We start from the raw sequence: 21,177 nt of genomic DNA, 5'->3' as shown, positions 1-21,177 counted from the left end.
AAGCTTGAAACCCCAAAGGCGGCAAACTCGACGGCAGTGTCGTCGCCGGCAGGGCAGTATCTGTTCGGGTGTCAGCCCTGTCAAGCGCTGGCGCTTTCCGCGTCGCACGGAATTCAGTCGCCAATTGTGCGCCAAGCACGCTTGTTAAATTATCGCGCTAGCGTTCCAGCGGGCCAAGGTGACCGATGCCGGTTGGGCAGTCGCTGGTCAAGGTGGTTCCGCGCGCCAATGTGGCCGGCACGTTTCCGCTGCCCCGTTACGCGCATGCAAGAAGGCGCTGCAGCCGCTATCGGCCGCAGGCCGGTACCGGCAATGGGCGTTGTCGCGTGCGAGAAACCATACTCTGAGAAAATATATTAAGCTTCAGCATCTTGACTTCCGCAGGATTATCGACTGCGTGCAAACTGAATGAACTGGACTCGCCTTCAACGGAGCTCGCTCAAGACGAGAATCACTCTGTTTACGCTGGCCATTTTTCTGGTCAGCATCTGGTCACTGGCTTTTTACAGCAGTCGGATGCTGCTCAAGGACATGGAGCGCGTATTGGGTGACCAGCAGTTGTCGACGGTTTCCCTGCTCGCCGACGAGCTGAATCACGAATTGGGCGATCGCCTGGCGTTTCTGGCCAGAATTGCCAGCCGAGTCACTCCGGCGATGCTGGCCGATAGCACGGCCTTGCCGGCGCTCCTGGCGCAGAGCCTGATTCCGGACGACGAGCCGTTCAACGGCGGGATCATTGCACATCGACTCGACGGTACGGCTGTTGCCGAATTTCCTCCCCCGTCAGGGCGGCTGAGTCTAAATTACATGGACATCGACAGCGTCGCCGCTGCGCTGCTGGAGGGAAAATCGACCATCAGCCGGCCGGTGATGGGAAAGCAGCTACCGGTGCCCGTTTTTGGCATGACCGTTCCCATTCGAGAACCCGGCGGCAAAGTCATTGGCGCCGTGAGTGGGGTCGTCAATCTGGCCCTGGCGAGTTTCCTCGACCGTTTTACCGACAGCCGCTACGGCAGGACGGGTGGTTACCTTCTCGTTGCGCCGCATGACCGGCAGATCATCACCGCTACCGACAGGGACCACGTCATCGGCCACCTGCCGCCGCCAGGCGTCGATCCGACCGTCGATCGCCTGGTCGCAGGTTTCGAGGGCCCCGCCGTCGCTGTCACCAGCGGCGGCTCCGAAGTCCTCACCTCGGCCAAGCGAATTCCCGTTTCCGGTTGGGAGATGGTAGCCGTGCTTCCGACCGCCGAGGCCTTTGCGCCGATTCACGGCATGCAGCAGCGCATGTTCCTGGCTGCATTACTCCTCTCCATGCTGGCCGCCGCCGCGACCTGGTGGATACTGGGCCGCGAGCTTGCCCCGATGCTTTCGGCTGCGAAAATGCTGTCCAGCCTGTCGGAGACTCAGCGGCCCCCGCCGTTGCTGCCAATCAGCCGCGAGGACGAAGTCGGCGAACTGATTGCCGGCTTCAATGCCCTCCTGAAAACCCTGGGAAGTCGGGAGAAAGCACTACAGGAAAGCGAAGCCTTCAAGAACGTCATCCTTAATTCCATGGCTGCCGAAATCGTTGTCCTCGACCGTCGTGGCGTCATCCGAGCGGTCAACAAGCGCTGGCGGCGGTTTTCATGGGAAAACAGCGGAAAGTCCGGGCAGCTGCCGGCGAATACCGACGTCGGCGGGAATTACCTCGCTTTTTGCGACCTCGACGCTGAGGGCCAGGCCGACGAAGCAAGCAAGGCCCGGCGCGGGATCGAGTCGGTTCTTGAGCGCCGTTTGCCCTCCTTCAGCCTCGAATATGCCTGCCACTCGGCGGAGGAACGGCGCTGGTTCTCGATGGCCGTGATGCCTCTGGGGACCGACGTCGAGAGCGGCGTGGTGATCACCCATACCGACATCACCGCCCTCAAACGGGCCGAGCAATACGAGCAGTTTCGCAGCCGTATTCTGCAACTGCTGGCCGAAGGCGAGCTGTTGCGCGGCCTTCTCGAAGCGCTGGCGCAGGGCGTCGAGGAGCTCAATCCGGGAATGCTGTGCAGCATTCTCCTGGTGGACAAGGAAGGCATGCGCCTCACCACCGGCGCGGCGCCGAGCTTGCCCGAGGCCTTCAACGCTGCCGTCAACGGCATGAAAATCCGCGCCGGAGCCGGTTCCTGCGGAACGGCCGCGTTCACCGGTCAGCGGGTCATCGTCGAAGACATCGCCAGTCATCGCTACTGGGAGCGTGCGCGGGAGCTGGCGGCCAAGGCCGGACTTGGCTCGTGCTGGTCGGAACCGATTCGTTCATCGTCTGGCAAGGTTCTCGGCACCTTCGCCCTCTATCATCGGCACGCGCACAGCCCGAGCGCTGCGCATGTCGAGCTGATCGAGCAGTCCGCCCGTCTGGCCAGCATCGCCATCGAGCGAAATCTCGCTGCCGAGCGGCTGCGTACCAGCGAAGCGCATTTCCGCCTGCTGACCGAGAATATTTCCGACATTGTCTGGCGACAGGACCGCGATCATCGCTTCACCTATATCAGCCCGGCGGATGAACGCTTGCGCGGCTACAAGGCCGAGGAGGTGATCGGGCGGCACGTGACCGAGGTGTTGACCGCCGAGGGAATCGCCATTCTCAAGGCCAAGCAAGCGGTGCGCGCGGAAGCCGAGCGGAACGGCGTAAGAACCAGGATCAGCCGCTTCGAACTGCCGCAGCGCTGCCGGGACGGCAAGCTGATCTGGCTGGAGGTCCTGTCCACCCCCGAACGCGACGCGCGCGGCGCGATCGTCGGCTATTTCGGCGTCAGCAGGGAAATCACTGAACGCAAGTATGCCGAGGAGAGGGTGCGCCAACTGGCGTTTCATGATCCGCTGACGGCGCTGCCCAACCGGCGCCTGCTCGACGACCGTCTGGACCAGACCATGGCCGCAAGTTCGCGGATACCCTGCCACGGCGCGGTGATGTTCGTCGACCTGGACAACTTCAAGCCCCTGAACGATGCCCATGGGCACGTCGTCGGCGATATCCTCCTGGTCGAGGCGGCGGCGCGGCTGAAGAGCTGTGTCCGCGAGGTGGACACGGTCGCCCGCTTTGGTGGCGACGAGTTCGTGGTGATGATCAGCGAGCTGGCTGCGGACAGGGCCGAGGCGGTGGACAAAGCCGCCACCATCGCGGAGAAAATTCGTCTTGCCCTGCTGGAAGAGTATCGACTGACCATCAAGTCCGACGCGAAGGCCGAAACAACGATTACCCACCAGTGCTCGGCGAGCATTGGCGTCGCTCTGTTCATCGGTCATCAAGCCAGCCGCGACGAGATCCTGCAGTGGGCCGATGCGGCAATGTATGAGGCGAAGCAGGCCGGGCGGAATTTCATTCGCTTTCACGACGGGGGAAGGCGCGGCTGAAAGCCTGCCCGTCGGCGACGCTGCGGCCGTGAAGGGAGGCGCCGATCCGGCCTGGGTCGAGCGTGCTTTGCGGGCGGGAAGCAGCTGAAAGCGGAGCGACAAGGGATTCGCTACCGGCGTCTGGTCTAGAATGGGCGCTTTGCCAGACTGCGACCCGTCATCATGATCCGTACCCGCTTTGCTCCTTCCCCGACCGGTTTCCTGCACATTGGCGGCGCGCGCACCGCGCTCTTCTCGTGGGCCTTTGCCCGCCGCCATGGCGGCAGTTTCATCCTGCGTATCGAGGATACCGACCTGGCGCGTTCGACACCGGAAGCCGTGCAGGCGATTCTTGACGGCATGAACTGGCTCGGCCTCAAACACGACGAAGGGCCGTTCTATCAGACGCAGCGGATGGCCCGCTACCAGGCCGTGATCGAAGAGATGCTCGCCGCCGGCACGGCCTACCATTGCTACATGGCGCCCGAGGAACTCGATCGCCTGCGCGAGGAGCAGCGCGCGCAAGGGCTGAAGGCGCGTTACAACGGTGCCTGGCGGCCCGAGCCGGGGAAGGTCCTGCCGCCGCCACCGGCTGGCGTATCGCCGGCCGTGCGTTTCCGCAATCCGGGCGACGGCGTCGTCGCCTGGGACGACCTGGTCAAGGGGCGTATCGAAATCGCCAACGCCGAACTCGACGATCTGGTCATCGCCCGTGCCGATGGCACGCCGACGTACAACTTCTGTGTCGTCGTCGATGACTTCGATATGGGCATCACGCACGTCATTCGCGGCGACGACCACGTCAATAACACTCCGCGGCAGATCAACATCCTGCGGGCGCTGGGCGTGCAGGTGCCACAGTACGCACACCTGTCGATGATCCTTGGCGACGATGGGCAAAAACTGTCCAAGCGCCACGGTGCGGTCAGCGTCATGCAGTACGACGACGAAGGCTACCTGCCGGAAGCCGTGCTCAACTATCTGGCGCGCCTGGGCTGGTCGCACGGCGATGAAGAAATCTTCTCGATGGCGCAGTTCTGCGCGTGGTTCGACCTCGACCACATCACGCCGTCGGCGGCGCAGTTCAACACCGAGAAACTCAACTGGCTCAACGCGCACTATCTCAAGCGCGCCGATGCAGCGCGACTGGCGGCCCTGGTGCTGCCGCGTCTGCAGGCGCGTGGCGTGACGGTCAGCGCGACGCCTTCGCTGCCAGCGATCGTTACCCTGTACCAGGAGCGTGTCGCCAACCTCAACGAGCTGGCCGACGCGGCTGAAGTGTTCTACGTCGACATTGCGCCGAAAGCAGAACTCCGGGCCAAGCATCTGACGCCGGAAGCGTTGCCGGCGCTGGCCGACTTCGTCGCCGGACTGCCGGACATCGCCTGGGAAGCGGCGGCGATCGGCGCCTTGATTAAGCAGAGCGTCGCCGCCCACGGCCTGAAAATGCCGAAGCTGGCGATGCCCCTGCGGGTGCTGCTTACCGGCCAGGAGCAAACGCCGTCGGTAGACGCGCTGGTCGTTCTTTTCCCGCGCCAAGAGGTGCTCCGGCGACTCTCCGGCGCCGGTTAGCGACGAGTCCTCCCCGACTTCCTAGACTTCGCCGGTGTATTCGCCACGCGCCGGGTAATCCTTGCTGATCGCAAAGTCGACGGCGCCGAGCAGATCCTGGAACTGCGGACGCGCGAAGGGCATCGTCTGAACCGCTCCGTAGTACAGCGTTCCGTCCGGGCGAACCAGGAAGACGGCGGGTTCGCTGAACAGCCCGGGTTCGTCGATCCCGATCGACGTCTGGCCGCGCGAGGTGCTGATGTACAGGCCCCACTGGCGCGCGCTGCGCAGGCTCAGGCCATAGGCAAATTGCACGCCCCGGGCAGCCACTTTCTCGGCCATTTGCCGGCCACGTTCCTCGCCGTCACTGCTCACCGCGACGATCTGCACGCCACGCGACGAGAATTCGGGCGCCAGGCGCTCGAGCTCGAGCAGGTATTTGGCACAGATCGGGCAATGCAGCCCGCGATAGAAAACCAGCAGATCGAAGTGCTCGGCCGGCGACGCGCCGAGCACGAAACGTCCGCCGGAGGTCAGCGGAACGTTGAGGGCAGGAACCGGGTGGCGTGGAAGCAGTGCGTTGAGGTGCACGTGGATCTCCTTGTGCAGGGTGGCTTGCGGGTGGAATTCAGATCAGGTCGGCGGCGACAGGCGACTGGACGCGCTTGCCGTGTTGGGCGCCTGCGTGTCGGCGGCGCTGCGGCGCCTGTAGCGCTCGTCTGACAGCGTCTGCGCGCTGCTGGTTCTGAATCAAACGGCATTGCCGGCGCACAGGGTCGAGCCGCCGACGCCGCAGAACGCCAGGCCCGAACCACTTTTTCCGCGCTATCGGGCAAGCTGCCCTGCGTCGCTTTCCCAGGTCAGCGTGCTGCCGTCGGACAGCGCCGCGTAAGCCGACGACGCACCGCTGAAGGCCTTGCGGCATCGCGAAGAAGAATGGCCGGCACGCGCTTCTTGCTGGTGGCCGTGAATCGGAGCGCGCACCGCCCCGCAAGTACATCCGCTTTCAAGCACCGGGCCTACCGCGCAGGGCCGTTGCCTTGCCGATCAGATCCACTTCATTTTCTTGAAGACGAGGTATTGCGCGACGGCAAAGGCGACCAGCATGCCGCTGACGAGTACAAATGCCGAGTCATTCTCGGTCCCCGGAATGCCGCCAACGTTGATTCCCAGAAGTCCCGTAAACAGGCCCAGCGGAAGAAAGATGGCGGCGACGATCGACAGCACGTACATCGTCTTGTTCATTTTCTCCGAGAGATGATTGTTCAGCTCTTCCTGGGTAATTGCCGCCCGGTCACGGGCCGAATCGAGGTCATCGACGAAGCGTGCCGTACGTTCGGCGAGTTCGCGGACGCGCACCCGGTCGGCATCGTCCAGCCAGGGCACCCGTTCGTTCTGCAAGCGAGCGAGCACGTCGCGCTGCGGCGATATGTAGCGCCTCATGCTGATCGTCTGTCGGCGGAGGTGGGCGAGCTTGGGGCGCAGTCCCTTGGTCTCCTCGGTCAATACCGCGTCTTCCAGCTCATCGACGCTGTCATCGATGTCGCTGATCACGTCGGCCATGCGATCGGTGAGCTTGCTGGCTGCCATGATCAGAAAGTCGCTGATCGAGTCCGGGCCCTTGCCGGCCTGGATACTCTTGTTGATGTCGTCCATGGCCATTACCCGCCGATGCCGCATGCTGATAATGCGATGCTCGTCGAACCACATGCGGATGGCGACCATGTCTTCGAGATCGGCGCCGGGGTTGAAGTTCACGCCGCGCAGGATCAGGAGCAGAGCATTTCCGGATGACACGACACGTGGGCGGGTTTCCTCGGCCATCAAGGCGGCACAGGACACTTCGTCGAGTCCGCTTTCCTCGACCAGCCATTGCTTTGCCCCTTCGTCAGCGTAATCGAGATGCAGCCACAGAATGCCCTGGCCCGGTTCCCAACCGCCGATTCGATCCCAGTTCATCGGTGTTCCGGACCCTCCATCCAGAAGGTACGCAAAGACCAGGCCGCTCTTTTTCTTTCCCATGCTCTAAATCCAGTCATCTCGTTAATCGACAATCGCGGCGGGTCGGTCCCGGACCACGTCAGGTTTCCTGACTTCCTCGGGCAGGGAAAAGTTCGACCGTATGATGCGCGATACAACTATCGGCCGGGCATTCCCGACTTCTCGCAGCGCGCATCCCGGTACGGCCCGCCGGCCCGTTCCCAACCGGCGCCGGGAAGCGTCTGGGCGCAGAATACCTGACCATCAAGCTTGCTGCGCCAGAGATACCATGGCGCTGGCTCGGCAAGGACAGACGAGCACCACAGCAGGCATGGAAGCAAAATGCTAGAGCCGGTTCTCATGCCGCCTCGCGGGGCGATCGATCGACCGCGGGTGCCGCCGTCGGCAGGTCGCTGAGGGCGCGGCGTCAAGCGCCACCGGTCGAAGCTCCGTCGTCGCGAAGACCCTGCAGAGGTGCGCCGCCGACGACACGAAAAGCCACCGCCGCCTTGCCCTGACGCTTGACTTCGTACATCAGGGCATCGGCGGCGGCCAGGGCGTCGGTTGCCGACACGCCTGGCTCCAGAAAGCTGACCACGCCGATGCTGCACGTGATCTCCAGGGCGCTGGCCGAAAACGCCTCACGCAGCTCGCGGCCAAGATGCTCTACGATCCGCTGCGCGCCGTGCCCGTTGCTTCCCGGCAAGAGCAGGGCGAACTCGTCGCCACCCAGGCGTGCCGCGATATCGGTCTTGCGCAGCGCTTTCTTCACCGCCTGCCCGGTCGTGCGCAGAAGCCGATCGCCTTCGGCATGACCCAAGCTGTCGTTGACGGCCTTGAAATCGTCGAGGTCCAGGTACGCCAGCGTGAGCGGCGTGCTGCGCCGCTGCGCCATCGCCAGCTCGTGGTCGAGCCGATCCTCGAACGCCCGCCTGCTGCACAGGCCGGTCAGAACGTCGGTCCGCGCCAGGTGGCGTTGCTCGACGAGGCTGCCACGCAGCGCGATGAGCAGCGAACTGGTGACGAAGAAGAAACCGAAACGGATGAGCGCGTTCCAGACCGGGATCAGCGGATGCGAATACGGAAAGCCGCTGGCCAGCTGAGTGCCGTACCAGAGCACGCAGCTGATCGACGCAATGCCGATGCCGGCGCGGCGTCCACCGTACCAGGTGGCCAGCGCCACCGGCCCCAGGTAGAAGAGCGACATCGATATCTCGTAACCGGTGAGGTAGTCTGCCACTCCGACAAGGAGCGCGCCAAGCAGTGACAGCGCGATGATTCGTGGGTCTTCGAGCCGACGGAGGCGGCGATCGGCAGACGCGAGTATGGGCACAGTTGTCAGCGCGCGCGCAGGGAACGAGGACAGGCAGTGCCGCCATTTTCATCGCCGCCAGGCGCAACACCGTCCGAGGCAGGATCGCCAGCGATGGCAAAGAAGCTGCGCATGGCCCTACTGGCTGGCGACTGCCGCATCGTTCATGCGCCGCGTCGCGGGCTCCGTCCAGCGCGGCTTTGCCGATGCCATTCCGGGCCTCATCTCGATCCACGGCGTGCTCGCAGGGACGAGGATGTCCGCCAGCCAATCGTTGTTTGGCGTGAGAGTTTGCACTGGCATTGAGCTTCTCCCGTTGGAAACTGCAGCTGTTACGATAGCGCGGAATGGCAGCCCCGGGGTCCCGGATTTGTCGTCGGCACGCGACTGCTCAACCAGGGCGCGCAGCAAGCAGTACACGGCCCGTGCACCGCAGTGGGGTAAAATGGCGTCCCTTACGGACGATGCGCGAGCCGACGATCGCTGCCTTGTTTGCTGCTCGGGACTCCCACGAGCACCAAACCCCTTGACTGCCCCGCCTGCACCCGCTTTCCCTGACCGATGACCGCCACAAGCGCCGCTGCCCCAACCCCTCCGCAGGACCCTTTCGCCGACTGCCTGGCGCTCGACCAGCGTCGACTGCGCGCCCTGACGCGGGACCTGCGGCATGGCTTCGGCGCCAAGCGTGACGCGCTGCTGGCCGAGCGCGACACCCTGGTCGAGAAATCTCGTGCGGCGGTGGCCGAGCGGCGCGCGCGCCTGCCGATACCGGTCTTTGCCGACGATCTGCCGGTCAATGGGCGGCGCGCCGAGATAGCGGCGCTGATTGCCGGGCACCAGGTGCTGATCGTCTGCGGCGAAACGGGATCCGGGAAGACGACGCAGATTCCCAAAATCTGCCTGGAAATCGGTCGTGGCACCACCGGCCTGATCGGTCACACGCAACCGCGCCGAATCGCCGCGCGGTCGACGGCGGCGCGGATTGCCCAGGAGCTGCAGAGCGAGGTCGGACGGCTGGTCGGCTACAAGATCCGCTTCAGTGACCGGACCACGCCCGATGCCCTGATCAAGCTGATGACCGACGGCATTCTGCTCGCCGAGACGCAGGGCGATTCCTGGCTCGAGCAGTACGACACGCTGATTATCGACGAGGCGCACGAGCGCAGTCTGAACATCGACTTTCTGCTCGGCTACCTCAAGCAGTTGTTGCCCAAACGCCGCGATCTGAAGCTGATCATCACTTCGGCGACGATCGACGCGCAGCGCTTTGCGCGGCACTTCGACGACGCTCCGGTGATCGAGGTCTCGGGCCGATTGCATCCGGTGGAGTTGCGCTATCGACCTCTGCAGAAAGACGACGGTAACGAAGCCGGTGGCGCAGCTAGCGGACGCAGCGAACGTGGCGACGACCAGCGTGACCTCTGTGAGGCGATTGTCGACGCCTGTAACGAGCTCGATCGCGCCGGTCCGGGCGATGTGCTGGTCTTCCTGCCGGGCGAACGCGAGATTCGCGAGGCCGCCGAGGCGCTGCGCAAGCATCACCCGCCGCATACCGAAATCCTGCCGCTCTTCGCGCGCCTGTCGGCAGAAGAGCAGGGACGGATCTTCAAGCCGCACGTGGGACGACGCATCGTGCTGGCGACCAACGTCGCCGAAACCTCATTGACCGTGCCGGGAATCCGCTACGTCGTCGATAGCGGCCTGGCGCGCATCAAGCGCTATTCGTACCGCAACAAGGTCGAGCAACTGCAGATCGAGAAGATCGCGCAGGCCTCGGCGAACCAGCGCGCCGGGCGCTGCGGGCGGGTCGCGGCCGGGGTGTGCATCCGCCTTTACGAAGAACAGGACTTCGCGCTGCGTCCGGAATATTCGGAACCGGAAATACTGCGTTCGTCGCTGGCCGGGGTGATCCTGCGCATGAAAGCGCTGCGTCTTGGCGATATCGAGGATTTTCCCTTTCTCGAAGCGCCGCCGCGCAAGGCCATCGGCGACGGTTACCAGCTGTTGCTCGAACTCGGCGCGGTGACCGCCGACAACGCGCTGACCGCCACCGGCCAGGAGCTGGCCGGGATGCCGCTCGACCCGCGCCTGGGGCGGATGATCGTCGCCGCTCGCGACGAAGGCTGTCTGCGCGAAGTGCTGGTCATCGCTGCCGCGCTGAGTGTCCAGGATCCGCGTGAGCGCCCACAGGACAGGCAGGGCAGCGCCGATACCGCGCACCAGAAGTTCGCCGACCCCAAATCCGAGTTCCTCTCGTGGCTGAAACTGTGGGACTGGTACCAGGCCGAGGTCGAGCACCGCAAGTCGCAGCGCAAGCTGGTGCAAACCTGCCACGATAACTTCCTCTCCGCACTGCGCATGCGCGAGTGGCGCGACATTCATGCGCAGCTGCATAGCGCCGCGGCCGAGTACGGATGGCGCGTGAACCAGGTCCCGGCGAGTTACGACGCAGTGCACCGCGCGCTGCTCGCCGGGCTGCTCGGCAACATCGGCTGCAAGTCCGAGGATTCTGCGCATTACCTTGGCGCGCGCGGCATCAAGATGCTGATCCATCCCGGCTCGGCTTTGCAAAAGAAGGCCGGCAAGTGGATCGTCGCCGCCGAGATCAGCGAAACGACGCGCCTGTTCGCGCGCTGCGTCGCGCGTATCGAACCCGGGTGGCTGGAGCTGGTCGGTGCGCATCTGCTCAAGCGCAGCCATTTCGACCCGCACTGGGAAAAGAAGGCGATGCAGGTCGTCGCTTTCGAGCGCATCACGCTTTACGGGATCGTCGTCGACCCGCGCCGCCGGGTGAATTTCGGACCGCTGAACCCGCCTGCGGCACGCGAGCTGTTCATCCGCCAGGCCCTGGTCGCCGGCGAGGTCAGCGAGGAGTTCGCGCGGCGCTGGGACTTCTTCAACAACAACCAGCAACTGGTGCTCGACATCGAGACGCTGGAGCACAAGTCGCGCCGCCCCGACGTGCTGGTCGACGACGAACTGATCTTTGCCTTCTACGACCAGATCGTTCCCGAGGGTATCTACAGCGGCGCCAGCTTCGACAAGTGGCGGCGCGGCGCCGAGCGCGGGCAGCCGCGACTGCTGCACCTGGTGCGCGAGGACTTGATGCGCCACGAGGCCGCCGGCATCACCAGCGAGGCCTTTCCGCATCAACTGCAACTGGGCAGCGTCGACTACCCGCTGGCCTACCATTTCGAACCCGGCAGTGCGCGCGACGGCGTCACGCTGACCCTGCCGCTGGCGCAACTGAATCAGATTCCTGCCGCGCGCTGCGAGTGGCTGGTGCCTGGACTGCTCAAGGAGAAGGTGCAGCAGCTGGTGAAAACGCTGCCGCAGCGGATTCGCGCCAAGCTGGTGCCGGTGCCTGATTTCGCCAGCGAGTTCGTCGACCAGGTGCCGCCGGCGGACAAGCCGCTGGTCGGCGCCCTGGTCAGCTTCATCCTGCAAAGCCGCGGACTCAACGCGCGCGGCTGGGACCTCACTCCCGATGCCTTTCGCCCCGACGCGGTGCCGCCACATCTCAGCTTCAATTTTCGACTGGTCGACGAAAACGGCCGACAACTTGGCGTCAGCCGTAGTTTGACCGAACTGCGCAGCGAATGGGGACGCGAGGCGAAGCAGGAGTTCGCCGAGTTGCATGATCAGCCGGCCGAGTTTTCGGGAATGACCGACTGGAGTTTCGGTGAGTTGGCCGAGCTGATCGAAGTCGAGGTCGGTGGCGGCCAGACGGTTTTCGGCTACCCTGGATTGACCGACGACGGCGACAGCGTCTCGGTATGCGTTTTCGATTCCCCCGAGGAGGCGCTGCAGGCGCATGCGAGCGGGCTGCTGCGACTGTTCATGCTGCAGTTTCGCGAGCAGATCAAGTACCTCGAGAAGAACTTGCCCGGACTGACGCAGATGGCCATGCAGTTCATGGCGCTGGGGACGCTCGACGAGCTGCGCCGGCAGTTGCTGGAACTGACTTTCACACGCGCCTGTCTGAACGACCCGTGGCCGACCGACGCCGAGAGTTTCAACGTCCGCTGCCTGGAAGCCAAACAGCGGGTGGGCTTGCTGGCGCAGGAGGTCTGCCGACTGGTCGGCCAGATTCTCGGCGACTGGCTGGCCCTGCACAAGAAGCTGCCGGTGTTCAAGGCCTACGGCAGTACGGTGCATGACATCGAGGGACAGCTGGCGCGCCTGATCGGCAAGCGCTTCATCGTCAACACGCCTTTCGAACGTCTGCAACAATTTCCACGCTACCTGCAGGCGATTTCCGTGCGCCTCGACAAACTGAAGACGGGCGGCGCCCATGGCGCGGCTCGCGACAGCCGGCTGCTGGCCGAATACCTGCCGCTGTGGACCAACTATCAACGACGCGCCACGGTGCTCGCCAAGCAGGGGGTCAGCGACCCACAGGTCGAGCAGTTCCGCTGGTTGCTCGAGGAGTTGCGCGTGCATCTCTTTGCGCAGGCGCTACGCACACCGGTGCCGGTGTCGAGCAAGCGCCTGCAGAAGATGTGGGAGGGGATCCAGTGATCGCCCAACGGCGATCAGACCGTCAGAGATGGAGAGTGATTAAGTGACTGAAATTGTTCTTGCGCTGGGGCGCAGCTTGCGAACGCTTGGGCGTGGACGCGTCTGGCTGTTGTTCTTCGGGCCGGCAGCGGTGGCGCTGGTCATCTGGATAGCGCTGATGGTGTTTGCGCTGGAAAGCCTGATTGCCACCCTCGTCGAGCAGCCGCCGATGACCTGGCTGGCTGGCTGGGGCGCCGTCTGGCTGGCCAAGCTCGGCGCGGTGCTCGGCGGCTGGCTGCTGATTCTTGCGGCGGCATTCATTACCGCCATGTTGCTGGCGGCGATCTTCGTCATGCCGCTGCTGCTCAATCATGTCGCCCTGGCGGACTACCCCGAGCTGGCACGGGTCGGCAAGGACAGTGTGGTCGCGGGAGCGTGGAACAGCATTGCGGCGCTCATGCTGTACATCGTTGGCATGCTTCTGACGCTGCCGCTATGGCTGGTGCCGGGACTGGGACTGGTGCTGCCGATTCTGTGGATGGCCTGGCTGACGCGGCGCACCTTTGCCTTCGACGCGCTCACCGTCCATGCCACCGATCAGGAATGGCGTGAGCTTAGGCGGCGGCACAGCATCCCGCTGCTGGTGCTCGGCGTCACTCTGGCGCTGCTGGCGCATATCCCGCTACTCGGCCTGCTCACGCCGACGCTGGCAGCGCTGGCCTATTCGCACTTCTGTCTCGAAGCGCTGCGGGGCCTGCGGCAGGGTGCGCTGGTGGCGGTGATCGACGAGCAGCCGAAGATCGAGGCGATGAAATGAGGAGCTTCGCGGCGATCATCATTGGCGACGAGATCCTGTCGGGAAAGCGTGCCGACCAACACTTTGCGAAAGTGGCCGAGTTGCTCGCCGCGCGTGGTTTGCGCCTGGCGTGGGTCGAATACCTGGGTGACTCGCGCGCACGTATTGCGGCGACGCTGCGCCGCAGCCTGGCTGCCGGAGACGTGGTGTTCAGCTTTGGCGGCATCGGCAACACGCCCGACGACCAGACCCGGCAGGCGGCGGCGGACGCGCTGGGCGTCGATCTGGTTCTGCACCCCGACGCGGAACGCGAAATTCGCGCCCGTTTCGGAGACCAGACCAACGACGTTCGCCTGCTGCTCGGTACTTTTCCGCGCGGTGTGGATATCATTCCGAACCCTTTCAACCGCATTCCGGGCTTTCGCATCCGCGATCATCACTTCGTTCCCGGGTTCCCGCAGATGGCGCATCCGATGGTCGAATGGGCGCTCGAAACCTTTTATAGCGATCTTTTCGATTGCCATGCGACCGTTGAGCAGGCGTTCCTGTTGACCGGCGCCAACGCCTACGAGAGCGCGCTGCTCGATCTGATGGAAGGCATCGTCGCCGACTTCCCGACGCTGCGGCTGTTCAGCCTGCCGTCGATTGCGCCTGACGGACAAAGGCGGCACCTCGAATTGGGAGTCGAGGGCGAACACGCGCTGGTCGATCAGGCAATGACGCGCATTCGCCTGGAGGTCGAACGGCGCGGCATCGACTGGCGCTGGCGGCCATAAGCCGCGCCGGCCGCTGACCAGGGGCTGCCGGTAAACGAGAAACCCCGGCCGCAGCCGGGGCCTGGGCAGCGCCGAACGGCGGCGCCGTTGCTTACTTCTTCGGGGTCAGCGCTGCGGCGGCCTTGGCGGTCGCGCTACTGGCGGCCTTGACATTGGTGTCGACGATGTCGGTCATCTGCTTGGCCATCTGCGAGATGTTTTCAAAGGCGGTGCTCGAAGCGTTCATCATCTGCTGCATGGCCGCGCCGAAGACGTCGCCAGCGATCGGGGTGGCGACGCCACCCTTGCCGACCAGGCCGGCCGCTTGCTGCGACATGCTGCTGTACTGCTGCTCCATCACCGAAGTGATCTCGCGCTGCATGTTGGCGGCCAGATCGTAGAGGCCGCGCGAGTACTCGAGAAGCTTGTCTACGTTGGGCTGGGCCATCGAACCGGCGACACTGCTCAATTGCGCCGGGTCCTTGAGTTCCATCAACTGCTGCGCACCGCTGGCACTGTTGTTGAACAGCTCGCGGCTGGCGGCCAGGTTGAGGGCAGAAAGCTGCTCCATGCCGTGAAAGGCCGTGCGCACCAGGGTCATCATGACCTGTGCGTTGGCTTTCTGGCTTTCGGCGAGTTTTTCGAGATCGATGGTGTTCATATGGGTTTACCTCTATGTATGGCAGTGATGAGACGCGTGACGGAGACGCAGCGACACGCTTTCTCTGCTCCCGCCGTGGGCACTACGGTTCAGGCCAAGCCAGGATGCCAGTTGCGCAGCGTCTAAAAAGAAGCCCCCGAGGAATGTCGGGGGCTCTGTGCACGCTTGCTGCTCAGACAGTCACTGCGAGCCCGATACTCAGGATGCTGTCAGACCTATTTCTTGGCGGCTGCGGCGGTGGCGCCAACGGCCTTGACCGTCGCGTTGGTCGCTGCGGCAACGTTCGATTCGGCGATATCGGCAACCTGCTTGGCAGCCTTGTTCATGCTGTCGAAAGCGGACGTCGCCGAAGCAATCGCCGACTTGACGGCGGAAACGGCAACTTCAGAGCCGACCGGTGAATTCTTGGCGGCTTGCTCGAGCAAGGCGAAGACCTGCTTCTGGAAATCCGCAAACTGCGCTTCGAGAAGCTTGGAGACTTCTTCCTTCGATTGCGCCGAGATTTCATAGACGCTACGCGTGTAGGCGACGGCCTTCTCGAGATTGGGCTGGGCCAGCGAAGCCTGCACCGAGAACAACTCCTGTGCGTTCTTGGCGCCGAGCATCGCCTTGGCGTTGGAAACGCCGTCTTCCAGCATCGAGCGGGCGGTATTCAGGTTCAGCGCAGCGATGCGCTCGGCGCTCGCCAGGGCGGTGTTGGCAAGAGTCAGCATGGCGTCAACGGAAGCCTTGTTGGCTGCGGCGAATTGCTCGGGTTTCGTAAACATGGTCAATCTCCTAAAAAAGATGGGGGCACAACACGTGCAATGACTAACTGACTAACTCAGTGATCCTGCCTGGATGGGCATCCGGATCGTTTGCTGCACTGCACCATGGACTGAATTATAGACCTTCGACGGAACTTGTCAAGTGTTTTTGGTGCGCCGCAACAATTTTAGTAAGTGACTGTATTTGCGAAGTTTGTGGGTTTTTTGTGGGGTACCATGGGGTCCTTTGATGCGGTTTCTGTTGCGCTGCGTAGCTGCGCTGAGTGCTGTCAGTGAGTTCTGGGCGCCTTATTTGCCGCTTTGCGCAGGCTTGAGGGTCAGCGGGTCGCCCTTCGGCGTTGCAGGGTTCTCGTTCTTGCTGCGTGGCTGGATGATTGCCCGTACCCGTGCCTGAGCGGCGCCAGTGGCGCTCTTGCTTGCGCCGCTGCCGGTGGTCACCAGATATTTCTCATTGAGTGCGTCATAGGAGATGTAGGCACCCCTGACTTCATCGAGCCCGCTCTTGACCCAGGCGCGATTGAAGAATTCGCTTTTTTCGGCGCGTGCGTCGTAGTCGATCCGCTCGGCCTCGCCTTCGACGTAATCGTCTTTGCCGTCGCGTTTCTGCTTGAAACGGGCAAGCCCGTTGGCCCCTCCGGTGGCCGTACCCTTCTGGAAACCATCGGCATCCTGGGTGACCACCAGGCGATTGGCGAGAATCTGCAGGGTGCCCTGGATCAGAATCACGTTGCCTTCGAGGACCTGCACCTTGTTGAGGTCGTCGATGCTCATGCGGTCGGCTTCGAGCTGAACCGGTTTCTCACGGTCCGCGCGTTCGGCCTGTGCCGGCATCGACACGATGGCCAGGAGGCAGCTCGCGCAGGCGAGGCGGAATGTCTTCTTCATGGCTGTGCTTTCTTTTTCTTGGCCGAACGGCTTTCGAATTGCCCGGTGACGCTGGATTCCAGCAAATATGTCTGCAACCTGTTATCAACCTGCATACCGATCCCCTGCACCCATGAGCTGCCCTGCGTGATCAGCACCGGGCTCTTGGTAAACGCTTTTTCCTCGTTGGTAAGCACCGTCAATTCGGAGGTCTCGACGAGCAACGGTGCGTTCTTCCCGCTGCCAGCACGGCGCACTTCCACCTGTTCGCTGAGATCCACCCGTTCGCCCTTCGGGCCCAGGTGACCGTGGACGGCGCTGATGGTGACCGGCGGTCTGGTCGGATTCAGGTAAACCAGCTTTGGTCTGTCCATGGCGGTGGTGTCGTCGTCGGGATAGTGACGAATCTCGTCGGCAATCAGCGTGTATTCGAGGTTGCCCGTGTGGCCAATCTTGCGCAAGGTCGCGCCGCTGACGATGTAGTCAGGATCATGACGAAGCTTGCCATTGGCCGGCTTTTCGGTGAATTCGGTTACATAGCGCAGCCAGAAAGTCAGCGCTGCCAGAATCAACAAGATTCCGATGGGCAGGGCTGCGCTGCTCCACTGTCTCATTGCCCGCACTCCGCAGGAAAGGACGATGACAGAAACGGCCGCAGCGGCGGGGTCAGGGCGACGGCGTCAAAGTCCATCAGATGACCTTCGCCTGGAAGAGGTCGTGCATGTTCAGGGCGCCGAGCAGAATGCCGTCTTCGTCGACGACCGGCAGCTGATTGATCTTGTACTGCTCCATCATCTGAACCGCTTCGACGGCGAGGTGGTCCGGACCGATCGAGTGCGGCTTCCGGCCCATGATGTCGGCCACCGAGAGCGAGCGCAAATCGACGCCCCTGGCAAACGCGCGCCGCAAGTCGCCATCGGTGACCACTCCGATCACCCGTCGCTCGGGCGTGACCACTGCCGTCATGCCGATGCCGCCGCGCGAAATTTCCAGAATCGCATCGGGAACGCTGGTCGCGGAAGCGACTTCGGCAAGCGCCGTCCCGGTGCGCATGACGTCGCGAACGTGCGTCAGCAAGCGACGGCCGAGGCTGCCGCCGGGGTGGGAACGGGCAAAGTCTTCGGCGCCGAAGCCGCGTGAATCGAGCAAGGCCACCGCCAGTGCGTCGCCGAGGGCGAGAACGGCGGTGGTGCTCGCGGTCGGCGCCAGATTGAGCGGGCAGGCTTCCAGCGCGACCGCTGCGTCGAGATGCACATCGGCCTCGACGGCCAGCGCCGAGTGCCGGTTGCCGGTGATGCTGATCAGCTTGGCGCCGAGGCGCTTGATGATGGGCACGATCATCAGCAGCTCGGCGCTTTCGCCGGAATTCGAAATCGCGATCAGCGCGTCGTCACGGGTGATCATCCCCAGGTCACCGTGACTGGCCTCGGCAGGATGAACGAAATACGCGGGCGTCCCGGTGCTTGACAGCGTCGAGGCGATCTTGCGCCCGACATGACCGGATTTCCCCATGCCGCTGACGATGACCCGGCCGCGGCAATTGAGGATGAGTGCCAGCGCCTGCACGAAGGCTCCGTCGATGCGCCCGGCCAGGGCCATAACGGCGTCGGCTTCAATGCGCAGAACCTGGCGGGCAAGGTCGAGCGCCTTCGCTGATGGCAGGGTTTGGTTCATCGCAAGACAGCGGTTATCATCCGGCGAGTATAACAGAAGCCCCAGGCGCTCCCATCGCCCGCCAGCAGTACGCGCGGGCTGAAAAAGTGAACTCGACGACATAAGGGACAGATGGACACGCTACCCACAATTGTGATGCTGCTCGGCGCCTCGGTGGTCTCGGTGATCGTCTTTCGTTCCGCCAACCTGCCGCCGGTTCTCGGCTACCTGCTTGTCGGCACGGTGATCGGCCCGCATGCGCTCGACCTGGTCGGCGGCGTCAGCGGCATGCAGCATCTGGCGGAGTTCGGTGTCGTCTTTCTGATGTTCTCGATCGGACTGGAATTCTCGCTGCCCAAGCTGTACGCGATGAAGCGCATCGTCTTCGGTCTTGGCCTGCTGCAGGTAATGGTGACCATTGCCGTGGTCACCGCCATCGTCACTGCGCTGAAGCTGAGCTGGCAGGAAGGCGTCGCTCTCGGCGGCGCGCTGGCCATGTCGTCTACGGCGGTGCTGACCAAGCTGCTGACCGAGCGTCTCGAGCTCGACAAGGCGCATGGCCGCGAGGTGATGGGCGTCCTGCTCTTCCAGGACATCGCCGTGGTGCCGCTGCTGATCCTGATTCCGTCGTTTTCCGAGTCGCCCGAGCGGATGGCGACGATGATGGGCCTGGCCATGCTCAAGGCCGTCGTCGTGCTCTCGCTGGTGCTGTTTTTCGGGCAGCGCTTGATGAGCAAGTGGTTCTTCATCGTCGCCCGCGGCAAGTCGGCGGAACTGTTCATGCTCAATGTCTTGTTGATTACCCTGGGACTCGCCTACCTGACCGAGGTGGCCGGACTGTCGCTCGCGCTGGGCGCTTTCGTGGCCGGTATCCTGATCTCGGAAACCCAGTACCGGCATCACGTCGAAGAGGACATCAAACCGTTCCGAGACGTTCTGATGGGACTGTTCTTCGTGACCATCGGCATGATGCTCGACATCCCGCTGGTGCTGGCCAACGCGCCGCTGGTGCTCGGCGTGCTGGGCGCTCTGCTGGCCGTCAAGTTTGCCCTGGTGCTCGGTCTCTCGCGCCTCTTCGGCTCGACTTTCGGCGGCGCCATGCGTACCGGGCTGTGGCTTTGTGCTGGCGGCGAGTTCGGTTTCGTCCTGCTCTCGGAAATGCGCCACCTGCAGCTGCTGCCGGCGATGGTCCTGCAGGCGGTGCTGGCGGCGTTGGTCCTGTCGATGCTGCTGGCGCCACTGATCGTCCAGTACAGCAACCAGATCGTGCTGCGCTTTGCTGCCAGCGAGTGGCTGATGCGCTCCATGCAAATGACGCAGCTGGCGGCAAGAACGATGAATACGGACAAGCACGTGGTGATCTGCGGCTACGGCAGAACCGGGCAGTATCTGGCCCGTTTCATGGAGCAGGAAGACGTCAACTACCTCGCTCTCGACCTCGATCCGGAACGCATCCGTGAGGCGACGGCAGCCGGCGAAAACGTCATCTACGGCGACGCTGCCCGGCGTGAAACACTGGCCGCTGCCGGCGTTGGACGGGCCAGCGTAATGATCATTTCCTTTGCCGACGCACGGGCTGCGGAGCGCGTCCTTGAGCACGCTCGTCAGATCAATCCCGACTTGCCGATTGTCGTTCGTACGCTCGACGAGAAGGATCTCGACGTCCTGCTGCATGCGGGCGCTGCCGAGGTCGTCCCGGAAACGCTGGAAACGAGCATGGTGCTCGCCTCGCACGCATTACGCCATCTCGGCGTGCCGCACGCGCAGGTTCTCGAACATTTTCGCCAGACACGGATCGGTCACTACAAGACGCTGCGTGGATTTTTTCACGGCGAGAGTGATTTCGAAGAAGAGGCGCACGATAGCGACGAAGCGCGCCTGCACTCGATTCTCCTCGGCGAAGGCGCGCATGCCATTGGCCGGACTCTTGGCGAACTGGCCTTGCAGGAACTCGGCGTGGAAGTGACGGCCGTCCGTCGACGCAAGATCAGGGCCCTCGAGCCGTCGCCGGAAACCCGCTTCGGCGCTGGCGACGTGGTCGTCCTGCGCGGCACGTCAGGCGCCTTGAGCGCTGCCGAGGAGCGCTTGTTGCAGGGGTAGAAGGCAAGAAGGCCCGCGCTGCTGGCGGGCTTTTCCTTTCTTGTCCTCGTCCTCGCCCGCGCCGCCTACGACGGCGCGAATGAAAGGCTCAGTAGGCGGCGCAGACGGTGTACTGGCTGCCGTCGACGATCAAGTTCGTTGCCACGGCGGCGGTACCGCGGGCAGCGCCGTCGGCGACGGCCTGCACCGAGCCACCGGCGGTATTGCCGTCGTCCATGGTCGAGTCGATCTGCTTGACATAGCGACCGAGGATGCCGGCGGAGCAGATGAAGAACGCTCCGCGCATATTGGCTATGTACGGTGCCGCAGCGCCGGCAGCGTCAATCCCGCTTTCGACACCGATGAAACCACCATCGGCATTGCGCGGCCGGTATTCGACCGCGGCGAGGTTCGTGCTCCCGGTGGCCAGATTGGCCAGGCGGACATGCTGCCAGAATACCGAGCTTTCGTCGGTGGCGACGCCGGTGCCGGCGCCACCAGCGTTCCATGATCCGTCGACGCGTCCGTTGTTCTGGGCGCACAAGCCGTTGGCCGCCGGGGTGCAGGCAGTCGGTGCCAGTGGCGCAGGAAACGCCAGGTTCAGCTGCGCTTGAGTCTGGTCGCCCGGGAACGACTTGAAACGGTCCTGATAGCCATACGCCAGGCTGGAAACGGTGCGGAAGTCACCGATCATGTTCTTTACCTTGGCGCTGTTGATCAGCTCCTGGCCTTTCAGTACCCCGCCGAGCAGCAGGCCGATGATGACGAGTACAATGGCAATCTCTACCAAAGTAAAACCCGCCTGTCGCGGTTGCAGCTGGTTCATCTCGTTCTCCCGTGTGTATCAAAAGTGATATGGGGTAACAAGCATGTTTCATGCCAGCCGGAATCGGCTTTTC

The 21,177-nt window shown here is 63.5% G+C and carries 16 protein-coding genes; 6 read left to right on the top strand and 10 right to left on the bottom strand.

Annotated features, from left to right (window positions below):
- Positions 1-408 precede the first annotated feature (408 nt).
- Complete coding sequence (locus tag QZ613_RS16785; protein WP_291983311.1) at positions 409-3,381, top strand: diguanylate cyclase; 2,973 nt, start codon at positions 409-411, stop codon at positions 3,379-3,381.
- Positions 3,382-3,543: 162 nt separating this feature from the next.
- Entirely contained in the window at positions 3,544-4,932 is a 1,389-nt protein-coding gene (gene gltX, locus QZ613_RS16780) for a glutamate--tRNA ligase (RefSeq protein ID WP_043569697.1), read from the top strand.
- Positions 4,933-4,953: 21 nt separating this feature from the next.
- Here the strand turns inward: gltX and QZ613_RS16775 are convergent, their stop codons facing one another.
- The 4 genes from QZ613_RS16775 to QZ613_RS16760 form a co-directional block, all read right to left on the bottom strand.
- Positions 4,954-5,502 (bottom strand): peroxiredoxin-like family protein, encoded by a 549-nt coding sequence (locus QZ613_RS16775; RefSeq protein ID WP_043569695.1) that lies wholly within the window; start codon positions 5,500-5,502, stop codon positions 4,954-4,956.
- Between the two features lie 456 nt (positions 5,503-5,958).
- Positions 5,959-6,933 (bottom strand): zinc transporter ZntB, encoded by a 975-nt coding sequence (locus QZ613_RS16770; protein WP_043569693.1) that lies wholly within the window; start codon positions 6,931-6,933, stop codon positions 5,959-5,961.
- A gap of 116 nt (positions 6,934-7,049) precedes the next feature.
- A complete protein-coding gene (locus QZ613_RS16765) occupies positions 7,050-7,253 on the bottom strand; it encodes a hypothetical protein (protein ID WP_291862715.1) in 204 nt (67 codons plus the stop codon).
- 65 nt (positions 7,254-7,318) lie between these two features.
- A complete protein-coding gene (locus tag QZ613_RS16760) occupies positions 7,319-8,224 on the bottom strand; it encodes a diguanylate cyclase (protein ID WP_291983310.1) in 906 nt (301 codons plus the stop codon).
- A gap of 540 nt (positions 8,225-8,764) precedes the next feature.
- Here QZ613_RS16760 and hrpA point away from each other — a divergent pair.
- The 3 genes from hrpA to QZ613_RS16745 are packed head-to-tail and all read left to right on the top strand — an operon-like array spanning position 8,765 to position 14,275.
- On the top strand, positions 8,765-12,724 hold the full coding sequence (hrpA, locus tag QZ613_RS16755) for an ATP-dependent RNA helicase HrpA (protein ID WP_291862721.1): 3,960 nt from the start codon (positions 8,765-8,767) through the stop codon (positions 12,722-12,724).
- A 43-nt stretch (positions 12,725-12,767) separates the two neighbouring features.
- Entirely contained in the window at positions 12,768-13,520 is a 753-nt protein-coding gene (locus QZ613_RS16750; protein ID WP_043569690.1) for an EI24 domain-containing protein, read from the top strand.
- Positions 13,517-14,275, top strand: coding sequence for a molybdopterin-binding protein (locus QZ613_RS16745; protein ID WP_043569689.1), 759 nt, complete (start codon positions 13,517-13,519; stop codon positions 14,273-14,275). Before QZ613_RS16750 ends, QZ613_RS16745 begins: the two co-directional genes overlap by 4 nt.
- A gap of 91 nt (positions 14,276-14,366) precedes the next feature.
- On the opposite strand, the gene QZ613_RS16740 is transcribed toward QZ613_RS16745, so the two are convergent.
- The 5 genes from QZ613_RS16740 to QZ613_RS16720 form a co-directional block, all read right to left on the bottom strand.
- Positions 14,367-14,915, bottom strand: coding sequence for a phasin family protein (locus QZ613_RS16740; RefSeq protein ID WP_043569687.1), 549 nt, complete (start codon positions 14,913-14,915; stop codon positions 14,367-14,369).
- A 215-nt stretch (positions 14,916-15,130) separates the two neighbouring features.
- Positions 15,131-15,682 (bottom strand): phasin family protein, encoded by a 552-nt coding sequence (locus QZ613_RS16735; RefSeq protein ID WP_291862730.1) that lies wholly within the window; start codon positions 15,680-15,682, stop codon positions 15,131-15,133.
- Between the two features lie 288 nt (positions 15,683-15,970).
- Positions 15,971-16,567 carry a lipopolysaccharide transport periplasmic protein LptA gene (gene lptA / locus QZ613_RS16730; RefSeq protein WP_043569681.1) on the bottom strand — a complete coding sequence of 199 codons (597 nt, stop codon included), beginning with the start codon at positions 16,565-16,567 and terminating at the stop codon, positions 15,971-15,973.
- Positions 16,564-17,160: an LPS export ABC transporter periplasmic protein LptC gene (lptC, locus tag QZ613_RS16725; protein WP_043569679.1), complete on the bottom strand. Its 597-nt coding sequence runs from the start codon at positions 17,158-17,160 to the stop codon at positions 16,564-16,566. The genes lptA and lptC overlap by 4 nt, the downstream gene beginning before the upstream one ends.
- 76 nt (positions 17,161-17,236) lie before the next feature.
- Positions 17,237-18,220: a KpsF/GutQ family sugar-phosphate isomerase gene (locus QZ613_RS16720; RefSeq protein WP_043569677.1), complete on the bottom strand. Its 984-nt coding sequence runs from the start codon at positions 18,218-18,220 to the stop codon at positions 17,237-17,239.
- 111 nt (positions 18,221-18,331) lie between these two features.
- Here QZ613_RS16720 and QZ613_RS16715 point away from each other — a divergent pair, with 111 nt between their 5' ends.
- Positions 18,332-20,299 carry a monovalent cation:proton antiporter family protein gene (locus QZ613_RS16715; RefSeq protein WP_043569675.1) on the top strand — a complete coding sequence of 656 codons (1,968 nt, stop codon included), beginning with the start codon at positions 18,332-18,334 and terminating at the stop codon, positions 20,297-20,299.
- A gap of 88 nt (positions 20,300-20,387) precedes the next feature.
- Here the strand turns inward: QZ613_RS16715 and QZ613_RS16710 are convergent, their stop codons facing one another.
- Complete coding sequence (locus QZ613_RS16710) at positions 20,388-21,104, bottom strand: prepilin-type N-terminal cleavage/methylation domain-containing protein (RefSeq protein ID WP_043569673.1); 717 nt, start codon at positions 21,102-21,104, stop codon at positions 20,388-20,390.
- Between the last annotated feature and the right edge of the window lie 73 nt (positions 21,105-21,177).

Origin of the sequence: Candidatus Accumulibacter sp. ACC005, assembly GCF_907163215.1 — a bacterium.
In the GTDB taxonomy this organism is placed as follows: Bacteria; Pseudomonadota; Gammaproteobacteria; order Burkholderiales; family Rhodocyclaceae; genus Accumulibacter; species Accumulibacter regalis.
Note: the sequence above shows the minus strand (reverse complement) of the source record. Positions and strands in the feature narration are given on the sequence as shown.

Bases quoted from the DNA above. Each gene is read 5' to 3' on its own strand.
- QZ613_RS16785 (WP_291983311.1), top strand. From the start codon at position 409: ATGAACTGGACTCGCCTTCAACGGAGCTCGCTCAAGACGAGAATCACT.
- gltX (WP_043569697.1), top strand. From the start codon at position 3,544: ATGATCCGTACCCGCTTTGCTCCTTCCCCGACCGGTTTCCTGCACATT.
- QZ613_RS16770 (WP_043569693.1), bottom strand. From the start codon at position 6,933: ATGGGAAAGAAAAAGAGCGGCCTGGTCTTTGCGTACCTTCTGGATGGA.
- QZ613_RS16765 (WP_291862715.1), bottom strand. From the start codon at position 7,253: ATGAGAACCGGCTCTAGCATTTTGCTTCCATGCCTGCTGTGGTGCTCG.
- hrpA (WP_291862721.1), top strand. From the start codon at position 8,765: ATGACCGCCACAAGCGCCGCTGCCCCAACCCCTCCGCAGGACCCTTTC.
- QZ613_RS16745 (WP_043569689.1), top strand. From the start codon at position 13,517: ATGAGGAGCTTCGCGGCGATCATCATTGGCGACGAGATCCTGTCGGGA.
- QZ613_RS16740 (WP_043569687.1), bottom strand. From the start codon at position 14,915: ATGAACACCATCGATCTCGAAAAACTCGCCGAAAGCCAGAAAGCCAAC.
- QZ613_RS16735 (WP_291862730.1), bottom strand. From the start codon at position 15,682: ATGTTTACGAAACCCGAGCAATTCGCCGCAGCCAACAAGGCTTCCGTT.
- lptA (WP_043569681.1), bottom strand. From the start codon at position 16,567: ATGAAGAAGACATTCCGCCTCGCCTGCGCGAGCTGCCTCCTGGCCATC.
- lptC (WP_043569679.1), bottom strand. From the start codon at position 17,160: ATGAGACAGTGGAGCAGCGCAGCCCTGCCCATCGGAATCTTGTTGATT.
- QZ613_RS16720 (WP_043569677.1), bottom strand. From the start codon at position 18,220: ATGAACCAAACCCTGCCATCAGCGAAGGCGCTCGACCTTGCCCGCCAG.
- QZ613_RS16715 (WP_043569675.1), top strand. From the start codon at position 18,332: ATGGACACGCTACCCACAATTGTGATGCTGCTCGGCGCCTCGGTGGTC.
- QZ613_RS16710 (WP_043569673.1), bottom strand. From the start codon at position 21,104: ATGAACCAGCTGCAACCGCGACAGGCGGGTTTTACTTTGGTAGAGATT.